The 26983-nt window shown below is 52.3% G+C and carries 24 protein-coding genes; 9 read left to right on the top strand and 15 right to left on the bottom strand.

Annotation, left to right across the window (positions count from 1 at the left end; translation table 11 throughout):
* Positions 1–5: 5 nt before the first annotated feature.
* Complete coding sequence (locus GT409_RS14335) at positions 6–2081, top strand: DNA topoisomerase 3 (protein WP_160629741.1); 2076 nt, start codon at positions 6–8, stop codon at positions 2079–2081.
* Here GT409_RS14335 and GT409_RS14330 read toward each other — a convergent pair.
* The 4 genes from GT409_RS14330 to GT409_RS14315 form a co-directional block, all read right to left on the bottom strand.
* Entirely contained in the window at positions 2078–2347 is a 270-nt protein-coding gene (locus GT409_RS14330; RefSeq protein WP_160629740.1) for a hypothetical protein, read from the bottom strand. The two genes, GT409_RS14335 and GT409_RS14330, sit on opposite strands and share 4 nt — an antisense overlap.
* Before the next feature lie 26 nt (positions 2348–2373).
* Positions 2374–2922, bottom strand: a complete 549-nt coding sequence (folE, locus tag GT409_RS14325; protein ID WP_160629739.1) for a GTP cyclohydrolase I FolE — start codon at positions 2920–2922, stop codon at positions 2374–2376.
* Positions 2923–3039: 117 nt separating this feature from the next.
* Positions 3040–4743 (bottom strand): carbon starvation CstA family protein, encoded by a 1704-nt coding sequence (locus GT409_RS14320; RefSeq protein ID WP_160629738.1) that lies wholly within the window; start codon positions 4741–4743, stop codon positions 3040–3042.
* A 253-nt stretch (positions 4744–4996) separates the two neighbouring features.
* Positions 4997–6304, bottom strand: coding sequence for a CCA tRNA nucleotidyltransferase (locus tag GT409_RS14315; protein ID WP_160629737.1), 1308 nt, complete (start codon positions 6302–6304; stop codon positions 4997–4999).
* 23 nt (positions 6305–6327) lie between these two features.
* On the opposite strand from GT409_RS14315, the gene GT409_RS14310 reads away from it, so the two are divergent.
* On the top strand, positions 6328–7494 hold the full coding sequence (locus tag GT409_RS14310; RefSeq protein WP_160629736.1) for a protein-disulfide reductase DsbD family protein: 1167 nt from the start codon (positions 6328–6330) through the stop codon (positions 7492–7494).
* 3 nt (positions 7495–7497) lie between these two features.
* Here GT409_RS14310 and nfo read toward each other — a convergent pair whose 3' ends face one another.
* Positions 7498–8334, bottom strand: coding sequence for a deoxyribonuclease IV (gene nfo, locus GT409_RS14305; protein ID WP_160629735.1), 837 nt, complete (start codon positions 8332–8334; stop codon positions 7498–7500).
* 171 nt (positions 8335–8505) lie between these two features.
* Between nfo and GT409_RS14300 the strand changes: the two genes are divergently transcribed.
* From GT409_RS14300 to GT409_RS14290, 4 genes are read left to right on the top strand one after another with little or no spacing between them, the layout of a single operon-like run.
* Entirely contained in the window at positions 8506–9042 is a 537-nt protein-coding gene (locus tag GT409_RS14300; protein WP_160629734.1) for an NADH-quinone oxidoreductase subunit NuoE family protein, read from the top strand.
* Positions 9039–11573, top strand: coding sequence for an NADH-quinone oxidoreductase subunit NuoF (nuoF, locus tag GT409_RS14295; protein WP_269844948.1), 2535 nt, complete (start codon positions 9039–9041; stop codon positions 11571–11573). The genes GT409_RS14300 and nuoF overlap by 4 nt, the downstream gene beginning before the upstream one ends.
* Positions 11500–12162: an FAD-dependent oxidoreductase gene (locus GT409_RS16065; protein WP_269844947.1), complete on the top strand. Its 663-nt coding sequence runs from the start codon at positions 11500–11502 to the stop codon at positions 12160–12162. Before nuoF ends, GT409_RS16065 begins: the two co-directional genes overlap by 74 nt.
* Positions 12155–13927 (top strand): NADH-dependent [FeFe] hydrogenase, group A6, encoded by a 1773-nt coding sequence (locus GT409_RS14290; RefSeq protein WP_160629733.1) that lies wholly within the window; start codon positions 12155–12157, stop codon positions 13925–13927. The genes GT409_RS16065 and GT409_RS14290 overlap by 8 nt, the downstream gene beginning before the upstream one ends.
* 141 nt (positions 13928–14068) lie before the next feature.
* On the opposite strand, the gene GT409_RS14285 is transcribed toward GT409_RS14290, so the two are convergent.
* The 4 genes from GT409_RS14285 to nuoE all read right to left on the bottom strand — a co-directional run bounded on the left by GT409_RS14285 (position 14069) and on the right by nuoE (position 18031).
* Positions 14069–14335: a bacteriophage holin gene (locus GT409_RS14285; RefSeq protein ID WP_160629732.1), complete on the bottom strand. Its 267-nt coding sequence runs from the start codon at positions 14333–14335 to the stop codon at positions 14069–14071.
* Between the two features lie 15 nt (positions 14336–14350).
* Complete coding sequence (locus GT409_RS14280) at positions 14351–16270, bottom strand: NADH-dependent [FeFe] hydrogenase, group A6 (protein ID WP_160629731.1); 1920 nt, start codon at positions 16268–16270, stop codon at positions 14351–14353.
* 61 nt (positions 16271–16331) lie between these two features.
* Complete coding sequence (locus tag GT409_RS14275; protein ID WP_160629730.1) at positions 16332–17519, bottom strand: complex I 51 kDa subunit family protein; 1188 nt, start codon at positions 17517–17519, stop codon at positions 16332–16334.
* The gene (gene nuoE, locus GT409_RS14270; RefSeq protein ID WP_160629729.1) at positions 17492–18031 is read right to left on the bottom strand and encodes an NADH-quinone oxidoreductase subunit NuoE; all 540 of its coding nucleotides are present in this window, start codon (positions 18029–18031) and stop codon (positions 17492–17494) included. The genes GT409_RS14275 and nuoE overlap by 28 nt, the downstream gene beginning before the upstream one ends.
* A 244-nt stretch (positions 18032–18275) precedes the next feature.
* On the opposite strand from nuoE, the gene GT409_RS14265 reads away from it, so the two are divergent.
* Positions 18276–18536: a hypothetical protein gene (locus tag GT409_RS14265; RefSeq protein WP_160629728.1), complete on the top strand. Its 261-nt coding sequence runs from the start codon at positions 18276–18278 to the stop codon at positions 18534–18536.
* An 82-nt stretch (positions 18537–18618) separates the two neighbouring features.
* Here the strand turns inward: GT409_RS14265 and GT409_RS14260 are convergent, their stop codons facing one another.
* On the bottom strand, positions 18619–19188 hold the full coding sequence (locus GT409_RS14260) for a hypothetical protein (protein ID WP_160629727.1): 570 nt from the start codon (positions 19186–19188) through the stop codon (positions 18619–18621).
* Positions 19185–20009 (bottom strand): ExeA family protein, encoded by an 825-nt coding sequence (locus GT409_RS14255; RefSeq protein ID WP_160629726.1) that lies wholly within the window; start codon positions 20007–20009, stop codon positions 19185–19187. Before GT409_RS14255 ends, GT409_RS14260 begins: the two co-directional genes overlap by 4 nt.
* A gap of 235 nt (positions 20010–20244) precedes the next feature.
* Here GT409_RS14255 and GT409_RS14250 point away from each other — a divergent pair, with 235 nt between their 5' ends.
* Positions 20245–21195, top strand: coding sequence for a glycosyltransferase family protein (locus tag GT409_RS14250; protein WP_160629725.1), 951 nt, complete (start codon positions 20245–20247; stop codon positions 21193–21195).
* Positions 21196–21208: 13 nt separating this feature from the next.
* Here the strand turns inward: GT409_RS14250 and GT409_RS14245 are convergent, their stop codons facing one another.
* Positions 21209–22429 carry a polysaccharide pyruvyl transferase family protein gene (locus GT409_RS14245; RefSeq protein ID WP_160629724.1) on the bottom strand — a complete coding sequence of 407 codons (1221 nt, stop codon included), beginning with the start codon at positions 22427–22429 and terminating at the stop codon, positions 21209–21211.
* A 115-nt stretch (positions 22430–22544) separates the two neighbouring features.
* Here GT409_RS14245 and GT409_RS14240 point away from each other — a divergent pair, with 115 nt between their 5' ends.
* Entirely contained in the window at positions 22545–24131 is a 1587-nt protein-coding gene (locus tag GT409_RS14240) for an oligosaccharide flippase family protein (RefSeq protein ID WP_160629723.1), read from the top strand.
* 13 nt (positions 24132–24144) lie between these two features.
* On the opposite strand, the gene GT409_RS14235 is transcribed toward GT409_RS14240, so the two are convergent.
* From GT409_RS14235 to GT409_RS14225, 3 genes are all read right to left on the bottom strand, one after another.
* Positions 24145–25284 (bottom strand): glycosyltransferase, encoded by a 1140-nt coding sequence (locus GT409_RS14235; protein ID WP_160629722.1) that lies wholly within the window; start codon positions 25282–25284, stop codon positions 24145–24147.
* An 11-nt stretch (positions 25285–25295) separates the two neighbouring features.
* Positions 25296–26606, bottom strand: a complete 1311-nt coding sequence (locus GT409_RS14230) for an O-antigen ligase family protein (RefSeq protein WP_160629721.1) — start codon at positions 26604–26606, stop codon at positions 25296–25298.
* Positions 26607–26754: 148 nt separating this feature from the next.
* Positions 26755–26976, bottom strand: coding sequence for a DUF454 family protein (locus tag GT409_RS14225; RefSeq protein ID WP_160629720.1), 222 nt, complete (start codon positions 26974–26976; stop codon positions 26755–26757).
* Positions 26977–26983: the final 7 nt, after the last annotated feature.

Raw genomic sequence — 26983 nt, 5'->3', positions numbered from 1 at the left:
GCTATATGAAAGTTGTGATTACAGAAAAGCCGTCCGTCGCCCGCGATATCGCCAAGGTTCTCAAGATTACTGAAAAGAAAAACGGCTGGATTGAAGGCCGCGGCTGCGCAGTAACCTGGGCGTTCGGTCATTTGGTGACGCTGCTCGAACCAGGCGAGTACGATCCGGAGCTGAAGCGCTGGTCTCTGGATACGCTTCCGTTTGTTCCAGACGAATTTAAGCTTAAGCTGATCAGCAATCGCGGCGTCGACGAGCAGTTCGCCGTCATCAAACGCCTCTGCGAAGAAGCTGAAGAGATTGTATGCGCCACGGACGCCGGACGGGAAGGGGAACTGATTTTCCGCTACATCCTGTCATTGGCCGGCTGCGAAGAAAAACCGATTCGCCGTCTCTGGCTCAGTTCGCTGACTCCCGATGCGATTGAAGAGGCCTTCAGGAATCTTAAGGATGGGCACGAATACGACGCGCTCTATGCCGCCGCGCGCTGCCGCAGTGAAGCTGACTGGATCGTCGGCCTCAACGCCACCCGTTGCCACACGGTTCGGCATGGACGGCTCGGCGGTGGCGGCGATCGTGTTCTCTGGAGTGTTGGTCGGGTGCAGACGCCCGTGCTCGCGATGATTGTTGAGCGCGATGATCAGATTGAACAGTTCCGCCCTCAGCCGTTCTGGGAGCTGACCACTAGATATCGGGATGTCACTTTCAAATACAGCGGAGACCGTTTCCAATCTTTGGAAAAAGCGCAGCCGCTGCTCGAAAAAATTACCGGACAGCCGTTCGAAATCATGGGAGTCAGCGGCAGAAAGAAAAAAGAACAGCCGCCGCAACTGTTCGACCTTACCACGCTTCAGCGGGAAGTGAATAAAACGCACGGACTTTCGGCTGCCGACACACTGGCCGCCACCCAGAACCTTTATGAATCCAAGCTGGTTACCTATCCGCGTACCGACTCGCGTTACCTTTCCGAGGACATGAAACCGCGCATTCCGAAAATTTTCCAGGGGCTGGAAAAACTCTACGGAGAACAGATTGCGCAGCTTGATTTAAACAAACTTCCGTTTACCAAACGGATCATTGACGACAAAAAAGTGACCGATCACCATGCGGTGATTCCGACGGGCATTCTGCCGGGCAACCTCGGGCATCATGAGCAGATCGTCTACAGTGCGGTGGTCACCCAGTTTATAGCCGCGTTCTATCCAATCTGTGTCAAAAAAATCACCACGGTTGACGGCGTCAGCGCTGAAGTCGAATTCCAGGCCAAAGGCACTCAGATTATTGAGCCGGGCTGGAGCGTTCTGTTTCCCAAAAAGAAAAAGAAAAAAGACGATGATGAGCAGACCTTGCCGGATTTCAAAAAAGGCGAATCCGGCCCGCATGAGCCGTCATTGCGCGAGGGGAAAACAAAGCCGCCCAAAGCGTTTACTGAAAACTCGCTGCTCGGTGCCATGGAGGCCGCCGGGAAATGGGTGGACGATGATACCTTGCGCGAAGCACTCAAAGAGCGCGGCATTGGAACGCCGGCCACTCGGGCGGCTATCATTGAAACGCTATTGCGCCGCAATTATATCCGACGCGAGAAAAAACAGCTTCGTGCCACCGATATGGGGCGCATTCTGATCGCACTTATTCAGGATCCGCTGCTCAAATCGCCGGAAATGACCGGCGAGTGGGAGGAAAAACTCAAAAAAATCGAACGCAGCGAGCTGGACGATAAAGAATTCATGGGCGGTATCTGCGGATATATTGGAGAGGTTATTGACCGTGCTCGTTCCGGCCAGTTCGATACCCTCCGTATCGGAAATTGTCCAAGGTGCGGAAAAGAAATCATCAAAGGCCGCACCGCCTACGGATGTTCCGGCTGGAAAGAGGGCTGCGGATTCGTTCTCAATCCGGAATATAAAAATTTATTACTGACCGAAAATCAGGTGCAGGTTCTGCTGCAGATGCGCGTTCTGCCATACCCTGTTCATATCGGCGAAGAGCCCCGCCTGCTGATTCTGTCTACTCAGGGTGACCTCATGGATTTATGCCTTCCCTCCGCCGACCGACAAAAGGCCTCAGCCAACAACGAAAATTAACGTGCAGATTGGAGCAGGATTCCTGCGGCGAGCCAGAGCATTATGGCAACAACACCAATCATTGGAACCAGGATCCAGACCAGGAGTCGTGAACAGTTTGACTTATAGAGAGTTATGTTTGCCCAGTAGGCCAGTCCTCCTAAAACAAGACCGATAGCTCCTCCGATGAATAAAGGAATTAATTGCCATGCGCAGGTAATATGAATTCGGGTCGGAATTTTTTCTGAATCAGCGTCGCCTTCAGTTTCTGGGCGTGTATCTTCCATTCTTGATTCAATTGAATGCGCGAATGTTAAACCGCGGTCCCGATGAGCTGCAGAAATTCGGTACGGGTGGCCATCTGAGTGCGGAAGACACCCTGCATGTCGGAAGTGATCATTTTGCTGTTCTGCTTCTCGACGCCGCGCATCATCATGCAGAGGTGCTGGGCCTCTATGACTACGCCGACTCCCTGGGCGCCGACTTTTTCCATCAGTACATTGGCGATCTGGTTGGTGAGCCGTTCCTGAATCTGCAGGCGGCGGGCAAACATATCGACGATACGGGCGAGTTTGCTGACGCCGATGACTTTATCGGTTGGAATGTAACCGATGTGACATTTGCCGATAAACGGCAGCATGTGGTGTTCGCACAGGCTGTAGAGCTCGATGTCCTTGACGATGACCATGTGGTTGTCTTCGGCTTCGAAGTAGGCATTGTTGAGCACTTCATCGATATTCTGGCGATAACCGCGGGTCAGGAATTTGTAGGATTCCGCCACGCGGTGCGGAGTGTCCTTAAGCCCTTCGCGTTCCGGGTCTTCACCGATTTCTTCGAGCAGGTTGTAGAACAGGTTTTTCATGCGACTCCAATCCTTAATGAGTAATTCGTAATTGATTCGGACCAACTCTAACCGCGAATCACCGCGAATCAACGCGAATGTGATAACTTTTCCAAAGTCTGGAAGATCAAATGCGGATTATGTGTTGCGCATTTTATTCAGTCTTATAAGCACCATTGCGCCTTCAACAACCATCCAGGTTTCGAGCAGCACAACCGCGGTGCCGATTCCGAACAGCAGCCAATCGCCGCTGGCGAAAAATGTGTTGAGATTGTAGACCATGGCCCAGCCGGTAACAGCGACCATGAAGATCATCGGAATCAGCGTGTATATAATTCTGCGACCGGTTTTGGCCAGCCAGACGGTCATAACGAGAAACGCGAGTCCGGCGAGCAGCTGATTGACCGCGCCGAACAGCGGCCAGAGCGAAAGAGCTCCCTGTCCATCGCTTCCGCTGCTGAAAGCCAGCAGCAGAGCAGTAGCCACGGCAATGAATGTGGCCGGATGGCGTTTGGCAAGGAACGGAACTTTGCAGGCGGTTGCGATTTCGCTGACAATATAGCGCTGAATACGGGTCGCTGTGTCGAGCGTGGTGGCAGCGAAAGAGGCAACAAAAACCCCCATCACTGTCAGGATGAATTCTTTTGGAATGCCTGTCGCAGAAATCATGTTGGTGGCTCCATTGATGAACGCGCCGATTTTTGAGCCGAGCCCTTTGGCGGCGGCCCAGCTGGAGTACTGGTGGGTGAATGCGGCACTGCCTGTGAGCAGTTCATCGCCTTTCATCAGCCCGAGTCCGATGCCGGCCCCGCAGGCGATCAGAACAAAGACGGCCAGCAGCCCTTCAAGCAGCATCCCTCCGTAACCGATTGAGATGGCACTCCCTTCGTTGTCGCACTGTTTGGAGGTTGTTCCGGACGACACGAGACAGTGAAACCCGGAAATGGCTCCGCAGGCGACAGTGATGAAGAGGATTGGCATCAGCGGAGGCGCGCCTTCCGGCGCGGCATTGAGTGCCGGCGCAACCATTGCCGGATGCGAAACCGCGATGCCCGCAAACAGCATGATCATCGCTACAGCCAGCTGCCATGCATTGATGTAGTCGCGCGGCTGGAGCAGAATCTGCACGGGAAGGGTGGAGGCGATGTAGGCGTAGATCAGCAGGCCGATCACCCATACGCCCATTGATTTGATGCCGAAGAGTTCCGGAATCTCAAAAGCCAGTTTCGAGCCGAGCATCATGCTTCCATACATCAGCAGTACGGCAATGGCTCCAAACAATACCGGGTTTGCGTTTTTCTTGTAAACAAACCAGCCCAGTGCAATGGCAATTGGAATTTGAAGCCAGACTGGCGCAACCGATTCCGGAAACAGGTTGAAAACGGCGGCAATCACAACTCCGAAGATTGCAACCACCAGCCACAGCGCAAAAAAGATGATCAGCAGGAACAGAAAGCGAACGCGTGCATTAATGACATCTCCGGCGATGTCGCCGATCGAACGGCCCTGATTGCGCAGCGAAATAATCATGGATCCAAAATCGTGTACAGCTCCCATGAGAATGGAGCCGACCAGAATCCATATCAGCGCCGGAACCCATCCCCAGATAACGGCAATCGCCGGACCAACGATTGGTCCGGTTCCGGCGATGGAGGTGAAGTGATGGCCGAACAGGACCAGTTTATCGGTTTTTACAAAGTCCACACCATCGTGATGTGTTTTACTTGGACAGGGTGTATTGAGGTTTACCTGAAACAGTTTTTTTGCGAGGAAGCGGCCGTAGGTATTATAGGCAAGTACGTATAATACAGCGGTTCCGGCGGCGAGAATCAGCGAGTTCATTCATTATCTCCTGTCTGTTTCCAAAGATGGAATTTTTTGACGGCTATTTTCCAATGTTTGGAAAGACAGTTCAATATTTTTCCAAGGGTTGGAACCCCGCGTGATTCACAATGCCTGTCGCTCCATGTCCATGGACGGCAAATGCGGATGCAGGAGCGAATATGATGCTTCAGTCCCGTGTCGCGAAGAGCGTACTCAACAGAAACTGAATGAAATCGATAAATTTGTTGATGAGTCAACGGATCGGAAAGCGTTAGAGTTCTTTCTTCAGCCAGTTCAGCAGTTCTGAGCGGCTTGAGAAGCGGCCTTCGAGCTGGGCGTCGTAGGCCTGTTGAAGCAGTTCTCCGATTCTCGGGCCGGGTTTAACCCCGATTCGACATAGATCTTTTCCGCTGATCCAGCGTTCCGGCAAAACCGGTTCGTGGTCCATTTCCTCGGCTTTTTTAAGCAGGAAGTGGTAATTGTCGAGCATGCGGTGGCTTCCTTCGCAATCCACTCGATGAAGCTCCAGTTCCATGTCGAAGGTTTCTGCTCCCATCAGCTTGCGCAGGGTCGATTTGTTCATCATCTGCACGTCTTTAAAGCGCATGTGTCCAGCGATCGTGATGACGATTTGTTTGATTTCCTTTATCGGCAGGCGCAGGCGCCGAAGAATTTCTTCCGCCATGTTGGCGCTTTTGATTTCGTGACCGTGAAACCGGATGCGATCTTCGCCCATAAAGGCGGTGTCCGGCTTGCCGACATCGTGCAGCAGAACGGAGTATGCCAGAGGGCGGGTCGGATTTTTCATCAGGTTGAGCATAAGGACGGTGTGTTCAAACACATCACCTTCGGGATGAAACTGGGGAGGCTGCTCCTGTCCAATCATTGGAAGAATTTCCGGAATGATGTGTTCCATTAATCCCAGATCGACCAGTTCGCGCAGGGCATCGCCGGGGCGAATGCTTTCGGTCAGGATTCGGGAAAACTCGTTTTCAATCCGTTCTGCACTGATTTTTGCAAGATCCTGCGCATGGGCCTTGATGGCGTCACGTGTGGAGGGATCGATGGTAAATCCGAGCGTATGGGCAAAACGTACGGCGCGCAGCATGCGCAGATGATCTTCAGCAAAGCGGCGATCGGGTTCGCCAATTGCCCGAATCAGCTTCTTGTGAAGATCTTTCCGGCCTCCGATATAGTCGATGACCTGATCCGTGAGCGGGTCACAGAACATGCCGTTGATCGTGAAATCACGGCGCTTTGCGTCTTCTTCCGCTCCGCAGAAGTGAACGCTGTCAGGACGACGGCCATCCTGGTATCCCTCGTCCTTTCGGAAAGTGGCAACTTCAATTTCCAGCCCGCCTTCAACCACCATAATGACGCCGAACGCTTTGCCGACTGCGACAGTTTTCGGAAAGAGGGCTTCAATCTGGTCCGGCAGAGCATCGGTTGCGATATCGTAGTCTTTGGGGGTTCGGCCCAGCAGTTGATCGCGTACGGCTCCGCCGGCAAAGAGTGCGATGAACCCTGCATCCGAAATTTTTCTTACGATTTTGAACGCTGTTGTGTAGACGTTGTCCATGTAAGTTACATTGGAGAAAATCTATGAAAAAATACATCCTGTTTTTCTTTTTATTCGTTGCGGGCGCTGTTTTTGCCGGTTGGCAAAGCGAATTGGAACATTTTACGGAATTGACTCGCGATGTCGGATATAAATCACCTGAAGAAATGGTTGCCGTGATTGACCGTGCGGAAGGTGCGGTGACAACAGTCCGGCAGAGCGCACTGAGCCGGTTTGCTGAAGATCCTGCCGCATTCCTCGAAGAATCCGGGATGGGACTGACGGTTCTGCTGATTCTTCTGGGCGGTTTTCTGTTGAACCTGACGCCGTGCGTACTGCCGATGATTCCTGTAAATATTGCCATCATTGGTGCAGGGGCGCAGTCGGAGTCCCGGGCAAAGGGATTTGCCCTGGGCGGAACCTATGGATTGGGAATAGCCTCTGTGTATGGAGTGCTGGGCGTAATCGCTGTTCTTGGAGGGCAGAGTTTCGGAGCCCTGAATTCCAGCCCGTGGTTCAATATGGGCATTGCCGTGGTGTTTGTTGTGCTGGCGCTTTCAATGTTCGGCGTGCTGCATATTGATTTTTCGAAGTTTCAGTCCGGCAGGAATGTTCAGTTCAAAAGCCGGTTTGCCACAGCGTTTGTAATGGGCGGGATTGCCGCCTTGCTGGCCGGGGCCTGCGTGGCGCCCGTAGTGCTCGCGGTACTTCTGTTGGCTCAGGGCATGGGATCAGTCGGGTTGCTGTTGCCGTTCCTGTTAGGTGTCGGGATGGCTCTCCCATGGCCGTTTGCGGGCGCGGGATTCACTTTTCTTCCCAAACCCGGGAGATGGATGGAATGGGTGAAGCGCGGGTTTGGTGTGCTGATTCTGATGTTAGCGGTTTATTACGGAAAACTCGGATTGGGTTTAATGAAGCCTGCCGACAAAGAAACAGGGGCGATAGAGCAGAGTGATCTGGCAGAAGAACTGGCAGCAGCGTATGCGGCCGGGCAGCCGGTGTTTCTTGATTTCACAGCAGAATGGTGCAAAAACTGCAAGCAGATGGAAAAAGATACCTGGCCGGACGCGGCTGTTCAGGAGCGACTTGCCGGCTATCGATTTATTAAGATTGATGCGACGCAATACGATGAACCGCCGGCCTCAGATATTGTCGAGCATTTCGGCGTCCAGGGCTTGCCGACATTTATCATTTTGAGTCCTGACGAATGAACCCTATTCAAAACTGCGCAGCAGTTTTATTTCATCGGCCCAGATCGCGGGATTCGGAGTTTCCAGAATCAGCGGGATGTTGTTGAAGCGTTCGTCAGCCATAATGTAACGGAAACAGTCGAGCCCGATAAAACCTTCTCCAAGGCTGTGGTGGCGGTCGACCCGTGTGCCGAGATCTTTCTTCGAATCGTTGAGATGCATGCCCATCAGATAATCGAAGCCGATAATGTCTCCAAACCGGTCAAACGTTTCTTTGCAGGCTTCGGGCGTGCGCAGATCGTAACCTGATGTGAAGCTGTGGCAGGTGTCGATGCAGACGCCGACGCGGCTTTGATCTTCGACCTGTTCAATCATTGCCGCGATCTGTTCAAAACGATAGCCCATGTTGGAACCCTGGCCGGCGGTGTTTTCGATCACTGCGGAGACTCCTGTCGTTTCCGCCAGTACCAGATTAATCGATTCTGCAATGGTGGCGATGCACTCATCTTCGGTACATTTTTTAAGATGACTTCCCGGATGAAAATTCAATCGATCAAGCCCCAGTTGTTCGCAGCGTTTCATTTCATCCAGAAAAGCATCCCGGGATTTTTTCAGAGCATCGGCCTCCGGGTGCCCGAGGTTAATCAAATAGGAGTCATGAGGGAGAATCTGTTCCGGCGCAAACTGCCCCGCACAGTTTTTCTTAAATGCGGCGATGTCTTCTTCGGATAGCGGGGCGCTTTTCCACTGTCGCTGGTTTTTTGTGAACAGCGCAAAAGCATCTGCACCGATTGCTTTTGCATTTTCCGGGGCGTTTTTTACACCGCCGCTTGCACTGACATGAGCTCCAATTGTTTTCATGCCGGACAGTGTAGACAAAATTTGTGATGCAGAAAAACTGTGAAGGCCGGTTTTATTCCTAAAATGCTTGAACCTCTTGATTAGATTAAATCCCGCTTTAAACATGCGGATTTTAAGGTTATCATTGATGCCTATAGCGCATTTCATGTTACGACAACCTGGAGGGTATCAATGGCCGAAGAAAAAACGTGCTGCATGTGTTCGCAGGAAGTGACCGACGAGGAAATGATTGCTCAACTCGATGAGTTAATCGGGGAATATATCAAACAGCCGGGAGGGCTGATTCCTGCATTGCAGACGGTGCAAAGCCGGTTCGGGTATTTGCCTGAAAGTGTACTCCTGAAAATAAGCCGGATGTTCGACAAACCCTATAGTGAAGTGGCTGGAGTCGTTGGGTTTTACTCGTTTTTTTCCACTGTGCCGCGCGGGAAATACACCGTTCGCGTCTGTCTCGGAACTGCCTGTTATGTGCGCGGCGGCAAGGAGGTGTTGTCGGCTATGAAAAAAGAACTGGGGATTGATATCGGAGAAACTACAGAAGACCGTCTTTTTTCTCTGGATGTGGGGCGCTGTTTCGGTGCCTGCGGTCTCGCACCGGTCATTATGGTGAACGATGATGTTCATCAGCGGGTGAACCCGTCCAAAATCGGCGAAATTCTAAAAGCGTATGCCGTTGAAGAGCCGCAAGAGGAAGGAGTTGCCGTATGATTGCCCCGGTCGATAAACGTATTCAATCTGTTAAGGACCTCAAAGAACGGGTCCGAGCTGTCGGCGAAAATGAGGTAGCCCGGATTCTGGTTTGCGCCGGTGGAGGCTGCCTTGCGTCCGGATCGGATAAGGTGATCGACGCGCTGCGTGAAGAAGCCGGAATCCGCGATCTTGATATTGAAATCATTGCAACCGGCTGTATGGGGCTTTGCGCGGAAGGTCCGGTCATCCTGATGACCGATAACATGACTTTCTATCAGCGGGTTCATCCAGACGATGCATCCGTCATTATGAGTGAACATGTGCAGGGTGCCCGGACCATTGAACGGCTGGTTGCCCGCGATGCCAATGGTGAAAGAGCTGTTCCCTGTCTGAACGATATCGATTTCTTCCAGAAACAGACCAAAGTTGTTCTTCGCAACTGCGGTCGAGTTGATCCCGAGTCGATCGACGACGCTCTCGAAGCCGGTGTTTACCAGGCATTGGGAAAAACACTTTCCGAGCTGCTGCCGAATGACGTGATTGAACAGATAAAGATTTCCGGGCTTCGCGGGCGCGGCGGTGCCGGATTCCCGACATGGATGAAATGGAACTTCACCCGCCAGACACCTGCGGACCTGCGCTACATGCTTTGCAACGCAGATGAAGGCGATCCGGGGGCCTACATGGACCGTTCGGTTCTTGAAGGCGATCCGCACAGCCTGATTGAAGGAATGGCTATCGGCGCTTATGCCATTGGTGCCTCGCAGGGGTATGTCTACGTGCGTGCCGAGTATCCGCTGGCGGTTGAGCGGTTGCAGAAGGCAATTGATGAGGCCAACGAACACGGCCTGCTCGGTGAAAATATTCTGGGGTCGGACTTTTCATTCAATCTCGAAATCCGCATGGGTTCCGGTGCGTTTGTATGCGGCGAAGAAACGGCTCTGATCGCGTCGATTGAAGGCAGGCGGGGAGAGCCGCGTCCGCGTCCGCCATTCCCTGCCCAGAAAGGACTGTGGGGCAAGCCGACCGTCTTGAACAATGTGGAAACCTACGCCAACGTTCCGTCTATTATAGGCAACGGCGCCGACTGGTATGCGGCGTTTGGAACCGAAAAGAGCAAAGGAACCAAAGTCTTCGCGCTGGCCGGAGCTGTTCGAAACACCGGTCTGGTTGAAGTTCCGGTCGGCACGCCGCTCGGCGAACTGATTTATGATATCGGCGGGGGCATCGTGAACAACAAACCGTTCAAGGCCGCTCAGCTCGGCGGACCATCCGGCGGATGCGTTCCGAAAGAGCACCTGAACGTCCCGCTCGACTACGAATCGCTCAGCGAACTCGGCGCCATCATGGGTTCCGGTGGTCTGATCGTGATGGATGACGACGCCTGCATGGTGGATGTCGCACGCTTCTTCGTTGAATTTGTTCAGGAAGAATCCTGCGGCAAATGTGTTCCGTGCCGGGTCGGGACTAAACGCATGCTCGAAATTCTCACGCGCATCTGTGACGGGCAGGGGCGCATCGAAGATATCGATCGGCTGATCGAACTCGGTGAGTTTATCCAACAGGGTTCACTGTGTGGCCTGGGGCAGACCGCTCCGAACCCGGTGCTGTCAACGATTCGTCATTTTCGTGAGGAATATGTGGAGCATATCCGTGATCGGCACTGTCGCGCGGGTGTTTGCCCCTCACTGGTGCGGGCTCCGTGCCAGTCGGCCTGTCCGGCTGGCGTGGATATCCCCGGGTTCATTTCGCTGGTCGGAGGAAAACGCTACAGCGAGGCTCTGCAGCTGCACCGCAATCGTAATCCGTTTGCCAGTGTCTGTGCCCGTGTCTGCTTCCATACCTGCGAAGAAAAATGTCGTCGAAGTACGCTGGACGAGTCTGTTTCGATTCGCGGTATCAAGCGCTTTATGGTGGAACAGGAAACCGAGATGCAGCTTCCGGAAATCCGGACGAATGCCGCAAATGCCGCGAAAAAGATCGCGATTGTCGGCGGAGGTCCGGCCGGAATCTCCTGCGCATTTTTCCTCGCACGTCTCGGTTACAAACCGATCGTGTTTGAGAAAGAACCGCGCCCCGGAGGAATGCTGGTGCAGGCGATTCCCGCCTATCGTCTGCCGCGCGAAACTCTTGCAAGGGAGATCCGCATGATTGAGCGCATGGGCGTTACCATAGAAACCGGCAAAGCGCTGGGGCGGGATTTTACGATTTCAGAACTCAAGGAGCAGTATGACGCGGTCTTTGTCGGCATCGGTGCTCCGGACGGAATTCGTGTAGATCTGCCGGGAAGCGATACCAAAGGTGTGGACGATGCCATGACGTTCCTTCGCCAGTACAACATCCGCGGTTCGGTTCCGGTCGGAAGCAATGTTGTGGTGATCGGCGGTGGCAATGCCGCAGTCGACGCGGCCCGTACCGCCATTCGTCTCGGTGCCGAACGCGTAACCATTCTGTATCGCGCGTACGCGCGAAGAGATGCCGGCCTATGCAGAAGAGATCGAGGAAGCCCTGCAGGAGGGTGTCCTGATAGAATCGCTGACTTCTCCTGAAGAAATCGTTTCGGAGAATAGGACTGTGGCCGGCGTGAAGTGTCGGCACATGCATCTTGGCGAGTTTGACCGGTCCGGTCGGAGGCGTCCAGAAGCGGATGCCGACGAACTGGTGATTCCGGCCGATCAGGTCATTATGGCAGTAGGGCAAACCATGGACGCGTCCGTATTCGGGGATGCGCTTGTTCTGAGTGGGCGCGGCTGGATTGAAGCGGATCCGACAAGCCGGATGACTTCGCTGGACGGCGTGTTTGCCGGTGGCGATTCTGTAACCGGTCCGATGTCGGTTGTTCATGCGATTGGTGACGGTGAAAAAGCAGCCGTAGCCATTGATGAGTATCTCAGTGGCGAAAAGCACGCCTTCTGGCGTACCGAGGTGGTTAATACTACCGATTACGATCCGGATGCCGATCCCGTACCGTACCCAAGGGAGAAAATGCGAATGATGCCGATTGATAAACGGCGCAGTAACTTTGATGAAGTGGAACAGGCCTGGAATGAGGCGGAAGCCGTTCGTCAGGCGCGTCGATGCCTGCGCTGTGATTACGGAAAATGCATCTGTCAGGAAGAGGAGGTTTCAAATGCATAAGGTAACCATTAACGGAAAACTGATTGAGACACCTGATGGCGCAACCATTCTGGACACAGCGAAACGGGCAGGAATTCGCATTCCCACACTCTGTTTCCTTGAAAAGCGCGACCCAATCGGTGCCTGCCGGGTTTGTTTGGTGGAGGTGGACGGCGCCCGAACGCTGATGGCATCCTGCTCAACGCCGGTTACCGATGGAATGGTTGTGCACACCAACAGCCCTCGGGTACGGGCCGCCCGCAAACAGGTGGTGGAGCTGCTGCTTTCCGAGCATGACGGGAACTGCCAAACCTGTGATCGCAATCAGGACTGTGAATTGCAGGATCTCGCCTCAGAATTGGGAATCCGTGAGATTCATTTTGAGGGAAAAAAAGCAAAGCCGCGGATTGACGACAGTACACCGGCGCTGATTCGCGACAACTCGAAATGCATCAAGTGCCGCCGCTGCGTCACGGTCTGTTCTCAGGTTCAGGGGATTGGAGCGCTTCAGCCGCAGGGGCGAGGCTTTGATACAATGATCGGACCGGCCTTTACGATGGAACTCGATGAGGTCACCTGCGTTCAGTGTGGACAATGCGCCGCTGTTTGTCCGGTCGGAGCGATTTCTGAAAAAAGCCATATTGAAATGGTTTGGAACGCGCTCGAAGATCCGTCAAAAACCGTGGTGGTTCAGACGGCTCCGGCTATTCGCGCCGCACTCGGCGAATGTTTTGACTGCGAACCGGGCACGCTGGTGACCGGCAAGATGACGGCTGCGCTTCGTGATATCGGGTTTGACGGGGTCTTTGACACCAACTTCACTGCAGACCTTACGATTATGGAAGAGGGAACCGAGCTGTTAACCCGTCTTAAAAAAGCTTGGGTCGATAAAGAAGAGGTTGCTCTTCCCATGTTCACCAGCTGTTCGCCGGGGTGGATCAACTTTGCGGAATATTATTACCCGCAGTTCCTTCCCAATCTTTCGACCTGCAAGTCTCCACAGCAGATGTTCGGTGCGGTGGCGAAAACCTACTACGCGCAGAAGATCGGTGTGGAGCCGCAAGATATGGTTGTGGTTTCCGTGATGCCGTGTACTGCGAAAAAGTTCGAATGCCAACGCTCGGAGATGTTCGACAGCGGCGTGCAGGATGTTGATTATGTTCTGACCACGCGCGAGCTGGGACGGATGATCAAAGAAGCCGGCGTTGACTTTATGGCATTGGAAGACGAAAAGATGGATGATCCGCTCGGGATCGGTTCCGGTGCTGCAGACATCTTTGCCAACACCGGTGGAGTCATGGAAGCCGCATTGCGTACGGCGTATGAACTTATCACCGGCAGACAATTGCCGATGGAGGGCCTTCATGTGAAACCGGTCGAAGGCCTTGAGGCAATTAAGGAAGCGTCGCTTACGATTGAAGGCACAAAATCCGACTGGTCATTTCTCGAAGGCGTAACAGTTAATGTGGCTGTAACGCACGGATTGGCTAACACCCGCCGTTTGCTTGAAAGTATTAAGAATGGAGAGAAGAGCTATCACTTTGTGGAAGTTATGACCTGTCCGGGAGGCTGTGTCGGCGGCGGCGGACAACCGCGTATGACTGATGATTCGGTTCGTGAGCGTCGGATTGCCGCCATTTACAAAGAAGATGAAGGGAAAGCTCTGCGTAAGTCGCATGAGAACGAAGCGGTTCAGCAGCTCTATAAAGAGTTTCTCAAAGAGCCGCTTGGAGAAAAATCACATCATCTTCTGCATACGCACTATGAAGACAAGCCGGTTGTATAACCGAAACGATGATTCAGCATTGGAAAGCCCTTGCCATAAAATGGCAGGGGCTGTCTGGGGTTCCAAGGTTCGGGAAAACGTCCTGAGTCTGCCATGCTTTGAGCATGCCCCGCGACACGGGTTTCCAAACATTGAAAAAATCTAGAGCGCTTTCCGCTCAAAGCGGGTGGCGAGGACATTGTAAACCCATGCCAGAATCGCTCCGCCAATAAAGGCGTCGCAGAATCCATAAACAAGGCCCAGCAGGCTTCCGATTGGACTGATGGTGTAACCGCGATAGAGTCGGCCGATCAGAGTGACTTCGCCGGTGATGCCATCGAAGGCGATAATCCACCACGTAAGTGCGAACAGACCAACGCCCCACAGGATGCCGCATGCAAGCGCAAATGCTTTGATGTTCAGCTTCATGACTGCCTCCTTTTATTAAACAATATATTTCCCCCGCGGAGTGTAGCCGGTGTGGAGGAGTTTGTGAGATAGAGGGCTGCACGGTCCGCCGGTGAAAAACTCGCTGTAGAGCTTTGCGATTGCCGGGTTTTCGTGCGATTTGCGAATTTCATAAGAAGCGTCTTCGCTGTAAATGGCTTTGGCGCGCGCGGCCCGAATGGCCGGGCTGGTTGGAATGGGCTGTCCGCCTCCGCCGATACAGCCGCCGGGACAGGCCATGAATTCGATGAAGTGACATTCGCTGCAGCGTCCGCCGGCCTTGATATCTTCCATAACCCGCTTGGCGTTGGCGGTACCGTGGGCAACGGCGACTTTGAGTGTGACGCCTTCGAGCCAGCTCCAGTCAACAAACAGATTTTTCAGCAGCTCGGGGACGGGCCCGACCTGCGGAATGGTCAGCTCCATAAAACGGATACCATCAAACCCGCGCACGGGGATGATATCGGCATGTTTAAACAGGTCTTCCACTTTAATGCCGCAGACGAGTTCGATGACACTGCGAAGAGCCGCTTCCATGACGCCGCCGGTGGCGCCGAAGATGACACCGGAGCCGGTGGCGGTTCCGAACGGATCATCAAAATCGGATTTCGGCATGGCGGGCAGATCGATGCCTGCCTCGCTGATCATCTGGGCGAGTTCGCGGGTGGTGAGACCGTAGTCGACGTCTTTCCATCCGCTGTCGCACATCTCCGGTCGGTTGCATTCAAACTTTTTGGCAGAACAGGGCATGAGTGCGACGGTGACAATGTCTTTCGGATCAATGTTATTGAGTTGGGCGTAGTAGGTTTTGATGACGGCGCCGAACATTTGCTGCGGGCTTTTTGCCGACGACATGTTCGGGATGTATTCGGGATAGAAGTGCTCGAGATATTTGACCCATCCGGGAGAACAGCTGGTGAATTGCGGTAGGGTTGTGTGCTCTTTGGTTACAAGGGCTTTGTGCAGTCGCTGAAGCAGTTCAGAGCCTTCTTCGATGATCGTGAGATCTGCACTGAAATTGGTGTCGAATACCTTGTCAAAGCCGCATTCGCGCAGAGCGGTGTTCATTTCGAATGTGAGTGGATGGCCCGGTTCGAGTCCGAAACATTCGCCGATTCCGGCGCGCGGGCTGGGTGCGGTCTGAATGACGACGTGCTTGGACGGATCATCAATTTCTGCCCAGACTTCGTAGGTAGGATCGTTGGCGCGCAGAGCACCGGTCGGGCAGCGGTTGATGCACTGCCCGCAGTTGATGCAGACGACTTCGCCGAGCGGTTTGTCGCCGAAGGTGATGATTTTGGAATTGCAGCTGCGTTTGTCTACCTCAAGCACGCCGACTTCCTGCAGGTCAATGCAGGTGCGTACGCAGCGGCGGCAAAGAATGCACTTGTCCATATCTCGAACAACGCTGTAGCTGGATCGGTCAACCTCGAAGCGCGGTTTGTCCGGATGACCGAAACGGAAAAAGTCGACGCCGTATTCCTTGGCGAGCGACTGCAGCTCGCAGTTGTTGTTCCGGAAACAGGCGTAACATTCACCGTGGTGTTTAGATAGCATCAGGTCGAGAATGTGCCGCCGTGCTTTGCGCACTTTGGCCGTGTGCGTCCGGACGGTGATCGGTTCGGTGACCGGATAACTGCAGGCGGTCTGCAGAGTGCGCTGTCCTTCCACTTCGACGACACAAATGCGGCAGACACCGGCGACGCAAAGATCTTCATGATAGCAAAGGGTGGGAATGCGAATTCCGATTTGTTTTGCGGCTTCAAGAATGGTCGTTCCTGCCTGAACGGTGATGCTTTTCCCGTCAATTGTTATGTCAACTGTCTGGTCGGTGATTTCCATTCCCGGGATACCGAGCGGCTGGGCCCTCTGGCTCAGCGGCGAGCGCGATGTGTTCTGATTCAGTGCATCGGACATGATGAATCCTTTCCGTACTGTGCAAGTCGCCGAAGTTTTCCGGTTACGTATTTCATTTCACTTATACGCTTTCCGTTCTTCCCATAATTTCGTCTTTGAAGTTTTCGACAATGGACAAAAATGCATTGGGGCTGGTCTGTCCAAGGCCGCACTTGGAGGCCATCTGCATACTTTCGCCAAGAGAACAGAGCTCTCGCAGATAATGCATGGAACATTGTCCCTGCAAAAGCAGGTCGATGCCTTCGAGCAGCTTAACGTTTCCCTCGCGGCAGGGCGTGCACTGTCCGCAGGATTCATCGACAAAAAATTCCATGAAGTTTTTCGCGACCAGAAGCATATCCCGGTTTTGTCCGATCACGATAATCGAGCCGCCGGTCGGGATATCTTCGTAGGCAAGGGTCCGGTCAAAGTCCCGGGCCGGCACGCATCGTCCGGAAGCACCGCCAACCTGGACGGCTTTTGCATCGGTTCCCTCGACTTTTTCGAGCAGCTCTTTGAGCGTAATCCCCATCGGAAACTCAAAGACCCCGTGTTTTTTGCAGTCCCCGGAAACGCTGAAGAGCTTTAGGCCGGTCGACTTTTCAGTTCCGATGTCGTTGAACCATTTCGCGCCCTTGGTGGCGATGCAGGAAATCCACGTAAAGGTTTCCACATTATTGACGATGGTCGGGTGGCCCATGAAGCCGGTGTTGACGGGGAAGGGCGGGCGGTTACGCGGTTCGCCGCGCTGGCCCTCGAGCGATTCGATCAGAGCGGTTTCTTCGCCGCAGATATAGGCTCCGGCTCCCATGCGGATGGTGATGTCAAAATCAAACCCTTCCGTATCCATAATGTTTCTTCCCAGCAGTCCGTCCCTGCGGCGTTTGGAGAGTTTGTTTTCCAGGAAGCTGCGCAGATAGGTGTATTCGCCGCGCAGATAGACAATACCTTTTGCCGCGCCGATTGCACGGGCTCCAATGGTCATGCCGTCAAACATCAGGTCGGAAAAGCTGGTGAGAATGACGCGATCCTTAAAGGTGCCGGGTTCGCCTTCGTCGGCGTTGCAAACGACATATTTCAGGTCGTCTTCCACGTTGGCGGCCAGTTTCCATTTCAGGTCGGTGGGGAAACCCGCGCCTCCGCGCCCTTTGAGTCCGGAATCGCTGACAAGACCAATGATTTTATCCGGAGTCATTCCCAGCGCTTTCTTGAGTCCGACGCCGGGGTCGATTTTGGAGAAGGTCATTTTGCTTGTGTCGGCAGTTCGCATAGCATCTCCTTTTCCTGAAGAGTGTGGACGCCGAATACCTTGCGGCATTCCTCGAGAATGTCGTGCACGCTATCCGGGGTGACCTGTGTGTAGATCCGCTCGTTGACGAGCATGGCAGGGCCCTGATCGCACATGCCGAGGCAGTTGGCCCATTCGAGGGTGAAATTGCCATCCGGCGTTGTTTCACCGAAGCGGATACCGAGATCGTTTTCCAATTGGCGGGCAACGCGGTCTTTGCCCTGCATGTCGCAGGATATCGTTCGGCAGAGGCGGATAATGAAGCGTCCTTTCTGCTTGTGCCCGATAAAACTGTAGAACGATGCAACGCCGTAGATTTCAACCGGGTGGATGTTCAGGATGTCGGCCACGACCTGCATGACATATTCTGAAACATGCCCGTATTTCAACTGCACTTCCTGAAGAACCGGAATCAAGGCACTGCGATTGTTGCCGTAATCCTGGATTTGCCGTTCGATGTTCGCTCGCAATTGCTCGCGTTCTGATACCAGCATCTCGAACCTCCCTTTCGTTTAGGTCGGGTCGCGAACCCGTTCAAATGAGTGTTCACTGTTTGTTTCAATATTCACTCGCGGTCAACGAGGTTATTCTAGGACGATTCAACGGTGCTGGCCCGAAAAAATCAGAACCTTCCTTTCTTTGAATGAAATCTAAATATGCAATATCTTTTCACAAGAGGTTGGAGGAATCGACAGAAGTCAGTAGCATCGTCGCGCATAACACAACAAAGGAGTGGCTATGGATAAGCATATTCTTGTCGGGGTTCATATTACCGAACGCGTGAAGCATGCATCACAGGTTCAGGAGGTTCTGACCCGTTTCGGCTGTCAGATACGCACACGACTGGGCCTGCACGAAGCGGATAAAGGTGTTTGCTCATCCAATGGACTGATTCTTCTGGAGCTTGTTGACGACGAAGCGAAGCTGAAAGAGCTTCAGGCGGCTCTGACTGCGATCAGTGGTGTAGAAGTGCAGACGATGATTTTTGATCATCCCTGATTCCCATGCATTGGAACAGGGACGGGCGGATTTTTCCGAGGTTTGGAAGTTTCCGCTTTTTATTTTCCAATGTCTGGAAAATCTACTGGTTGTCGACTTCCAGCACTCGCTTTTCGTCTTGGTATTCAACCAGCACTTCCGTTTTTCCGATCTGAAGCACTTCCGCGCCGAGAATTTTATCGCCGATTGACAGCATGCGTCCATTGATGATGGCGAGCACCTGGCTGCCGCCTGCGGCGGAACCGGAGAAGGTCAGTTCCGGCCATTCAGTTTCCGGTGTTTCCTGGACGGCGGGGTTGGGCAATTCCTGGACGGCCGGCGGCGCAGGTTCTTCTTCGATAACAGGCTCCGGCTCAGCTGCCGGTTCGGTCTCCAAAACAATTTCTGCTTTCGGTACTGCCGGAGTTTCCGTCGGTGTAAACGGTGTCGGGCGGTTCAGATAAAAATAGAGTCCGCCGGCGATCAGCAGAATGAGAATAATGACAACGGGCAGGACCGGCGCGCGCCTGGGAGCGACCGGTTGTGCCGGCTGCTCCGGAACAGGCGGCGGTTCCGGCTTGGGCGGAGTCGGTAGCGGCGCTGACTTCGAAAGCTCTGATTTCTCGCGTTCTTCTTCTGATTTCCTTTTGAGGGCTTCCTGTATCAAGCTCATATGGAACTCCCGTGAATCACTGAGGCCAGTTCTTTAAGGGCGTTTTGAACGTCGGTGTCGGTCACTTCAAAATCTTTGCGGACGTAGGCGGAGAGGAGAGCCCGGTCGCAGATGGTATTGATCTGCCGGGGAATCCCGGCGCCGTGCTCGTGTACACGTTCGACCGCCATGGGCCTGAAACGGATGCGGCCGTTGGCTCCGGCGACATTCAGCCGATGCTGTATGTAGAGTGCTGTTTCCACGGTGGATAACGAGGAGAGGTCGCAATGCACCATGACACGCTGCCGCAACTGCCTCAGTTCCGGCATGGCAAGGCGTTCTTTCAGTTCAGGCTGTCCCGAAAGGATGATCTGCATCAGTTTGTGCTGGTCGGTTTCCAGATTGGACAGCATCCGGATCTGTTCCATCAGATCTGCATCCAGATTCTGAGATTCGTCGATGATGATGCAGACGTTTTCATTTTTGTTCAGGCAGTCCAGAAGGAACTCGTTGAGGAGAGCAATATGGACCAGTTTATCCTGGCCTTTGGCATCAAGCCCAAGATCGATCAGGATGGAGCGGATCAACTGGGAGGGAGTCAGGGACGGGTTGAGAATCAGCGCGGAATGAGTATTGGTCGGCAGCTGGTTGAGGACGGACCGGCATATCGTGGTTTTTCCACAGCCGACTTCGCCGGTGAGCACAATAAAACCTTTGCGGTGCTCAATGCCGTAAAGCAGGGAGTCATACGCTTCCTGATGGCGATCCGAAAAGTAGAGGAACCGCGGATCAGGCGTCACATTGAACGGAAACTCATTCAGTTGAAAATAATCTAAGTACATAACCGCTTATTTATTAATCCGGTGTTTATACGCTGTTTGTTCCTGCAGATCAAACCGTCTGTTAACAGTTGTTCCTGTCCGGGTTATAAAGTTTGAAAAACATTATCTGCTTTTGTAGGATTTTTCTGGTAGTGATCGCATTCCATTTGAATGCAGTCGCGCTGTTGGATGTGGCATGAATGCGCAAGCTTGATTTTGCGGTAACGTTTCGGCTTGAGCGGAGGAGAGTGTGTAAATGAGAAGTAAGACGATAGTAACCGCCTGTGACCGAAATTTTGCCGCCGGAGCCTTTTTGATGCTGTCATCCCTGCGCAGGCATGGAGTGAATATTCCGGTTCATATACTGGAACGCGATCTTCCGGATGCCGACAGAAAGCTTCTTGAGCAGGTGGATGGCGTTACATTGTTTCCTGCGTCGGAGAATGCGATGTTGCAGCACATGGTGTATGAAAAGTATGAGGCGGTGCGGACTGCAGCATCCGATTTGATTATCTGGATGGATTCCGACTGCATCGTCACTGGAGACATTACTCCGCAAATCGACGCAACCGGCGCTGGCCTTCAGATAAGAATGCGCCCGGAAAATGAAATTGCCTACCTGTTTCGCCAGCGTTACTGCGTCGATGACCAAAAAGGAAAAATGCCGCGGTCCGTACTCGAAATCTGGAAGAAAGATATCGGCGAACGTGAAACCGAACGTATTAGTACGTCCTGCAATGCTCACTGTTTTGTGATTAATCGCTCATGGGTTGGGTTCCTCGAACGCTGGAAAAATCAGATGCTGAAAGTGATTCCTCAGGAAACAAGCCATATTATCGTCAATGAACGCAGTCCGGCCTATCCTTTTATTGATGAATCGGTCATCAGCTCCATGCTTGCGTTCTGCGAAGAAGCTCCTGCAATCACGGAATTTCAGTTTGATCGCGATCCGGCGCACAGCGTGATTCATTTCGGCGGCAGTCCTAAACCGTGGCAGCGCTGGCTGCAGCGCAATCTGGTCTGGTTTGATGAAATCATGGATAATCTCGACTGGGCAGAACAGCAGGGATGGACATATCCGGGCCGTCCGTGGTTTCTCAAAAGAAAGTACAAAACAATCTGCAGAATGGATGCCTGGTTGTTTGAAAGAAAACGGCTCGCAGTGCACAGACTTCGAGATACAGCACGAAAACTGCTTTGCCGATAGCTGGTGGGGGGTACTAAAGCTGTGAGATAACCTGCCGGAGCTGTTCTGTTGCTCCGTTTAGCCGCTCCAGGAGCTCCTTGCGAACCGTTTTGCTGGTCATTTCGAATGCGGCTCTTTCGTCAAGCAGGCGTTGGACTTCGCTGTCAAGACGGTCAAAATCGCACTCTTCCACACTGCCGACGGATTGGAGTCCGAACGGCTTGAGGAAATTATCGACCTTGCTTCCACGGCTGATTCCAATGATTGGAACATGCACAATAGAGGCGAGAATCAGCAGATGAAGCCGGCTGCTTGCAATGACATCCATTTGAGATGCAATGGCAAGGATTTCGGAGGGTTCCCGGCGACCGTCAATGAGAACAGCCCGGTCGGGATACTTCATTTGTTTCCGCAGGGTTTCCATCAGGGCGGAATCCGTCAGCGGATTCATAGGAACGAAGATAATCCGGCGCGTGTTGTTTTCAACCCATTGGTCGAAACAATGAATCAGCTTATCTGCATTTTGGATTTCGCGTTGGGCAGAGATGCAGATTCCAATCTTTGGAATATCTGAGTGGAGCAATTGGCGGGTTTTTTCCGGGAGTTCAACTCTATCAAGATCTGCTGGCTCCAGAGTCAGCGCGGAGTCGGCCCCGACGAAGACACCGGGGATATAGCCGCATCGGGACAGGGCTGTTAGGCTTTCTGGATCGCGGAGTGCCACCAGATCGGCGCGGTTCAGGGTTTCTCTGATCCGTTCTCGGGCCCGCATTTCTTTGGCGGCCTGTGTACGCTGAACGAGATCGATCAACCCCATTGTGCAGCATTTGATTGTTTGGTACGCAGTCCGGCGCGGCCCGGGGAACAGTGTGAAAAGTGCAGGGTTGAGCCTTTCGTTCATGCCGACACCAAAGAGCACGGTTTTTGTTCCAGCTGCCTGTGCAATTTCAAGCATGGCGGTGGTGCTCTCTGGATAATCAGAAAGTCCGGTGGCTCCGGACCAGATAAACAGATCATTTTCTTTAAGAGTTTTTTTTAGAAGCTTCCGGCTGAACGGAGGAGAGAACCCAAAAAGCTGGACCGTTTTCACGTTCAGTTTTTTTGAAGTGGCGTCGCCATCATCGGTACTAACGGTAATATCCGCTTCGGGACAAATACTGCGGACAATCTGGACGATACATTCAAGGATGGCTTCATCACCGACGTTGTTGCGTCCAAAAGGAACGCCGCCCAGAAGTATTTTCGGTACCTTCATATCTCGAAGTTCATAATCTGTTTTAACGTTCGAATACAACGCAATAATCTAGAAGTAGACAAAAATTTGGTTCTGTTTAATACTCAAACTTTATATTTATCAGACAGGCGAGTTGATGAGCATTAAAAACGGAAACGAAGAGTCCGGGGCATTTTTTTCAAGAGATGCCATTACGGGCATTCCCTGGATGGTTGTGACTAAAATCATCCTGTTTTTTGTTTATTTTTCCATTTCTGTGCTGACGGTTCGATTGCTGGGCAAAGAGCAGTTCGGAATCTTCAGCATTTGCACAAATATTGCGGGTTTGATCGGGGTTTTCTGTTCGTTGGGGCTGGGAGCTGCCTATTTTCGCTTTATTCCCGAGCTGGTTGTGAGCAAAAACAAAGCGGGCCTGAAACGGCTCATCGTTCGAATTAGTCTGGCTCAGTTTTGCGCGCTGTGCGCAGCCATGGTGTTTGTCATTGTCGGGAAATCATGGTTCGAACAATGGTTTGATATCCAGTTTGGCTGTTTTCTGATTTTCACCGTGCTGCTGGTCGGGGTTTCGCTGTTGAAAGAGTCGGTGAACTCGATTGAAACTTCCTTGTTTCGAGCCCGCAGACTCGCGGTTCTTTCGTTTGTTCAGGGAATCTTGTGGCTTGTCCTGCTGGGCGTAGGCTTATGGCTTTATCCAGAAGCCGGCACCGCGATTAATGCGCAAACCCTTGCGTATGGAATCGTCTATATGGTTGGTGCGGCTTTGTTGCTGCGCCATATTTACAGGCTGGACTGGCGGTCGCCCCCATATGGAATTGGCAAACGACGGGTGATTAAATATTCAGGAACCATCTACCTGAACAATATTATTCGCCTGTTGATGCTTCAGTACACCGAAGTGATATTTCTTGGGCGAGTGTGTTCTGCCGGAGAGGTGGGGGCGTATACATTGGGGTATTCCATTCCGCCTCAGGTGATCTTTTTTGTTCCGATGGCGCTGCATATGCTTTTTACAGCCGGTTTCTCCGAAGCATACAGTCGGGATCCGGAGTGCCTGAACCGTCTCATTTCTGCTTTCTACAAAATGCAGATATTGCTTACTGTTCCCATCGCTGTTTTCGGTGTGTTTTTTGCACCGGTCGCTGTGCCGATCGTTTTTGGTGATGAAATGATGCAGGCTGGCGGAATTGCTTCTGCGTTCTGTATTATTCATTTGTTTCCGATCATTTCGACACCGCTTTCCATGGCAATCAAGGCCAAGGAAAAAGTGTATCGGATGCTTCCATTCATGTTCCTTCAGATCGGCGTAAATCTGTTTCTGGACTGGTTGTTTATCCTCCATTTCAAACTGGGATTGTGGGGCGGTGTATTTGCGGTTTTTGGAACGTTCGTGTCTACAATTCCATTCCGCCTGAATGCTGCTCGGAAAATTATCGGCGGAATCTGGTTCCCAATCGGCTATCTGATGCGTATTGCGCTGCCGTTGTTCCTGCTGGCTATGTCTGTTTATTTTCTGTCGCAGCAGTTTGGTTTGTTCCATTTGTTTGAAGGAAAGGTGATTAACCTGATGCTTTTGGGTGCACTGGGTTTGGTTTATGCCGCAAGCGGGATTCTTCTTATTCGCCGGCTTCGGCTGGTTCGGGAAGAGGATGTTGCCGATTTTCGTGCGCTTGATATCAAACAGCTCAATGTCGTGTTTCAGCTGCTGGTGCCCGGTAGGAAATAGAGCTTATTTCTTTTCAGCGCAAAAACGACAGCAGCACATTTCGAAAATTTTCCTGGAAAGCACCGATGGTGTATTCCGATTTGATTTTTTTCTGAAGAACATCAATATCGTTTTTCCAAGCCCTGCAAGCATATTCAAAAGTTGATGCAAGCGCGTCACCATTTTCTGTTTCGAAGGTCCATGAGCTCGGCAGAAGATCTTTCATTCCGTCCCGGGCACTGGCCAGAACGGGAGTGCCGCATGCGAGCGCTTCCAGCATGACCAAAGGCACTCCCTCAAAGCGGGACGGGATAATCAGGAAATCAAGTGCGGCATATACCAGGGCGCTTTCTTCCTGCCACGGAAGAAAGGACGTTTTCTTTTGAATGCCAAGTTCTTTGACCAGTGCTTTCAGACGCATCTCATCAGGTCCGTCCCCGGTAAAAACCAGATGCATGTCTTCTCTGTTTTTCCAATGGTTGGAAAAAGTGCGTGACAGAAAATCCTGTTGTTTTTGTTTGAATTCAATGCGGCCGATTGTGCCGATCAGAGTTTTGTTTTCCGGCAGTCCAAGAGCTGTCCGTGCCGCCTGTTTGGAGAGCGGGCGGAAATGGGAGGTGTCGATGCCGTTGTGGACGACTTTTACCGGCCGTTTGGTTCCCCGTTCCTCAAGCAGGCTTTTCATGGATTTACTGATGGTGATCCATCCATCGGGACGGCGGAAAAGATAGCTGTTGATCTGGTCACGCAGCGTTCCGAGCTTAGCCCCCATCAGTGTCATGCGGTGTGGAATCGGAATATAACTGATGCATGGAGCTTTCATGCGCCGTCCTGCGCACAGAGCAAGAGACGCATCTTCGATTTCGCCCTGAATGCACAGCACCAGGTCCGGATGTTCAGCTTCCAGCAGTGTGCGGAGAGCGTGGATGTTTTTTTGAGAAAAGCGGTTTTTCAGTCCCTGCAGTTTTTGCGTATGAAAGGGGGTGCTGCGCAGTTCCAGCTTTGTGCCGGATTGAATCTTGGAAAGCCGCTGGTTTAAACGGGAGTTTTCCGGATTGCTGAAAAATACCAGCCGAATGTTCTTTTGACGCGCCATGGCTTCAATGGCGAGGCAGGCCATTACCTGATGGCCTCCATAGTCCGGATTGTCATCATAGCAAACAATGGTTTTCATAAAAGGTATGCTTATTTGCGTTGTGCAGCACGCAGTTGTTTTTCTTCCCTGCGGATATCACGATCAATATACCATGCTGCGACAACGATCCCCATCAGTATTTTTGAAAGCATGTAGATGGGAGTCTGGCGATAACTGAGCTGCAGCATAAACTGGATATGACCGATCATGATCGCCGCAGTCGCTGCCGCTGCAGCAGCATAAAACATGCTTTTGCGGCGACAGAAAAGAAAGGGGAGACCGATCGATAAAAACCGGAGCCAGTAGGCAATAAAGGCGATCAGTCCGGGGTAGCCAAGTTCTCCCAGCGTCAGGAACCAAACGTTGTGAGCCTGGGTTCCGTAGACGTGAAGCCCAACTTTTTGACCATATTTAATCCAGGAGTAGGCAGAAAAGTTTCCGAGCCCGACACCGAAAGGATGATCCGCCGCCATTAGCCGGGCTTCATCGTTGTACAAACCGCGATATTGAATATCGCTGACTGCATCCTGCTGTCCCAGAAAACGTGCCGTAATTGTGTCTGCAGCTGCATAAAAAAGTCCCAGGGCCATTACGGATCCACAAAACAGAATCGTAAAATTCTTTGCATTCAGATAGCGGTGGAAAAGGGCCGAGACATCGATCCAGATTCCCATAATAAAGGCAGACAGAGCTCCTCGTGAAATCGTCAGAAACACACTGGCAAGACAGGCCGCTGTTGTAATTCCGAACGTTCCGCTTGAAAAAAAGGTTTCCCGAAACAGTGCAAACCCGAACATCAAGGTGCCCAGCATGGCCATGAATGTTCCTAGGCTGTTTGGATGTCCCATTGTCCCGGAAATTCGGTGATGCCCGTCAATATAGCGGTCTCCCAGAGCATCGATCGTAATTAGGATTGCACCCATCATTAGGCATGCAATGAGTGTCTTTAAATGCTCTTCTGTCTGCACGTAATTTACAACCATTAGGAATACAATGCCGCCTCTAAGCAGTTTGACCAGCTCGAAGAGTGGATACAGGCTGGTTTCAAAGAGGCTGTAAAAGACCACCCCTCTGTTGGCATACATATCTATCGCCGCGCCGGGAACCGGAATGTCTCCTGAGGTAAGAGCCCAGGAAAACAGAGTCATCAGGATATAAAACCCGTATACAATTGTGAGAGGAGGGAACCAGATGAAACGCTTTCCGTTCGGTTGGAAGATTAAAATGATCAGCAGTGATATAGAACAAATATCGAACAATCCCAGCTCGATGCCGCGCGAAGACGTTCGATAAACTTCACGGGATAAAAAGTTGACGTCAAAGGTTCCCGGATAACAGAGCGCAAAACACATGACTGCCATCAGGAACTTCCGGAATGGACGCCAAACGAGACCCGCAATAATCGACAGCGGAATGCCAAATAGAAAAGCAGCAGAAAATATGAGGATTTTCGGATCCATAAATTACCGCGGACTCTACCTGAAGTTCAACAGGGCGACAACGGCATATTCACTTTCTCCGGTGCGGAAGGTGGCTTTTAAGCCGAATAAACCATGACTGACGGTGCATCCACGCATGAAAGCGGGTTGAGCTGCGCATGAAGCAGAAGATGGTCGCCAGAAAAAAAGGCAGTTGCGGTACCACCGGCAGCAGCAACCCCATCACCGTCAGCACCAGAAAGATGGATCCTGCAGTCAACCATGCCGTTTTATGGAGCGTTCTTATAATCATCGCATCA

It is taken from the genome of Tichowtungia aerotolerans (genome assembly GCF_009905215.1).
Lineage (GTDB): Bacteria > Verrucomicrobiota > Kiritimatiellia > Kiritimatiellales > Tichowtungiaceae > Tichowtungia > Tichowtungia aerotolerans.
Note: the sequence above shows the minus strand (reverse complement) of the source record. Positions and strands in the feature narration are given on the sequence as shown.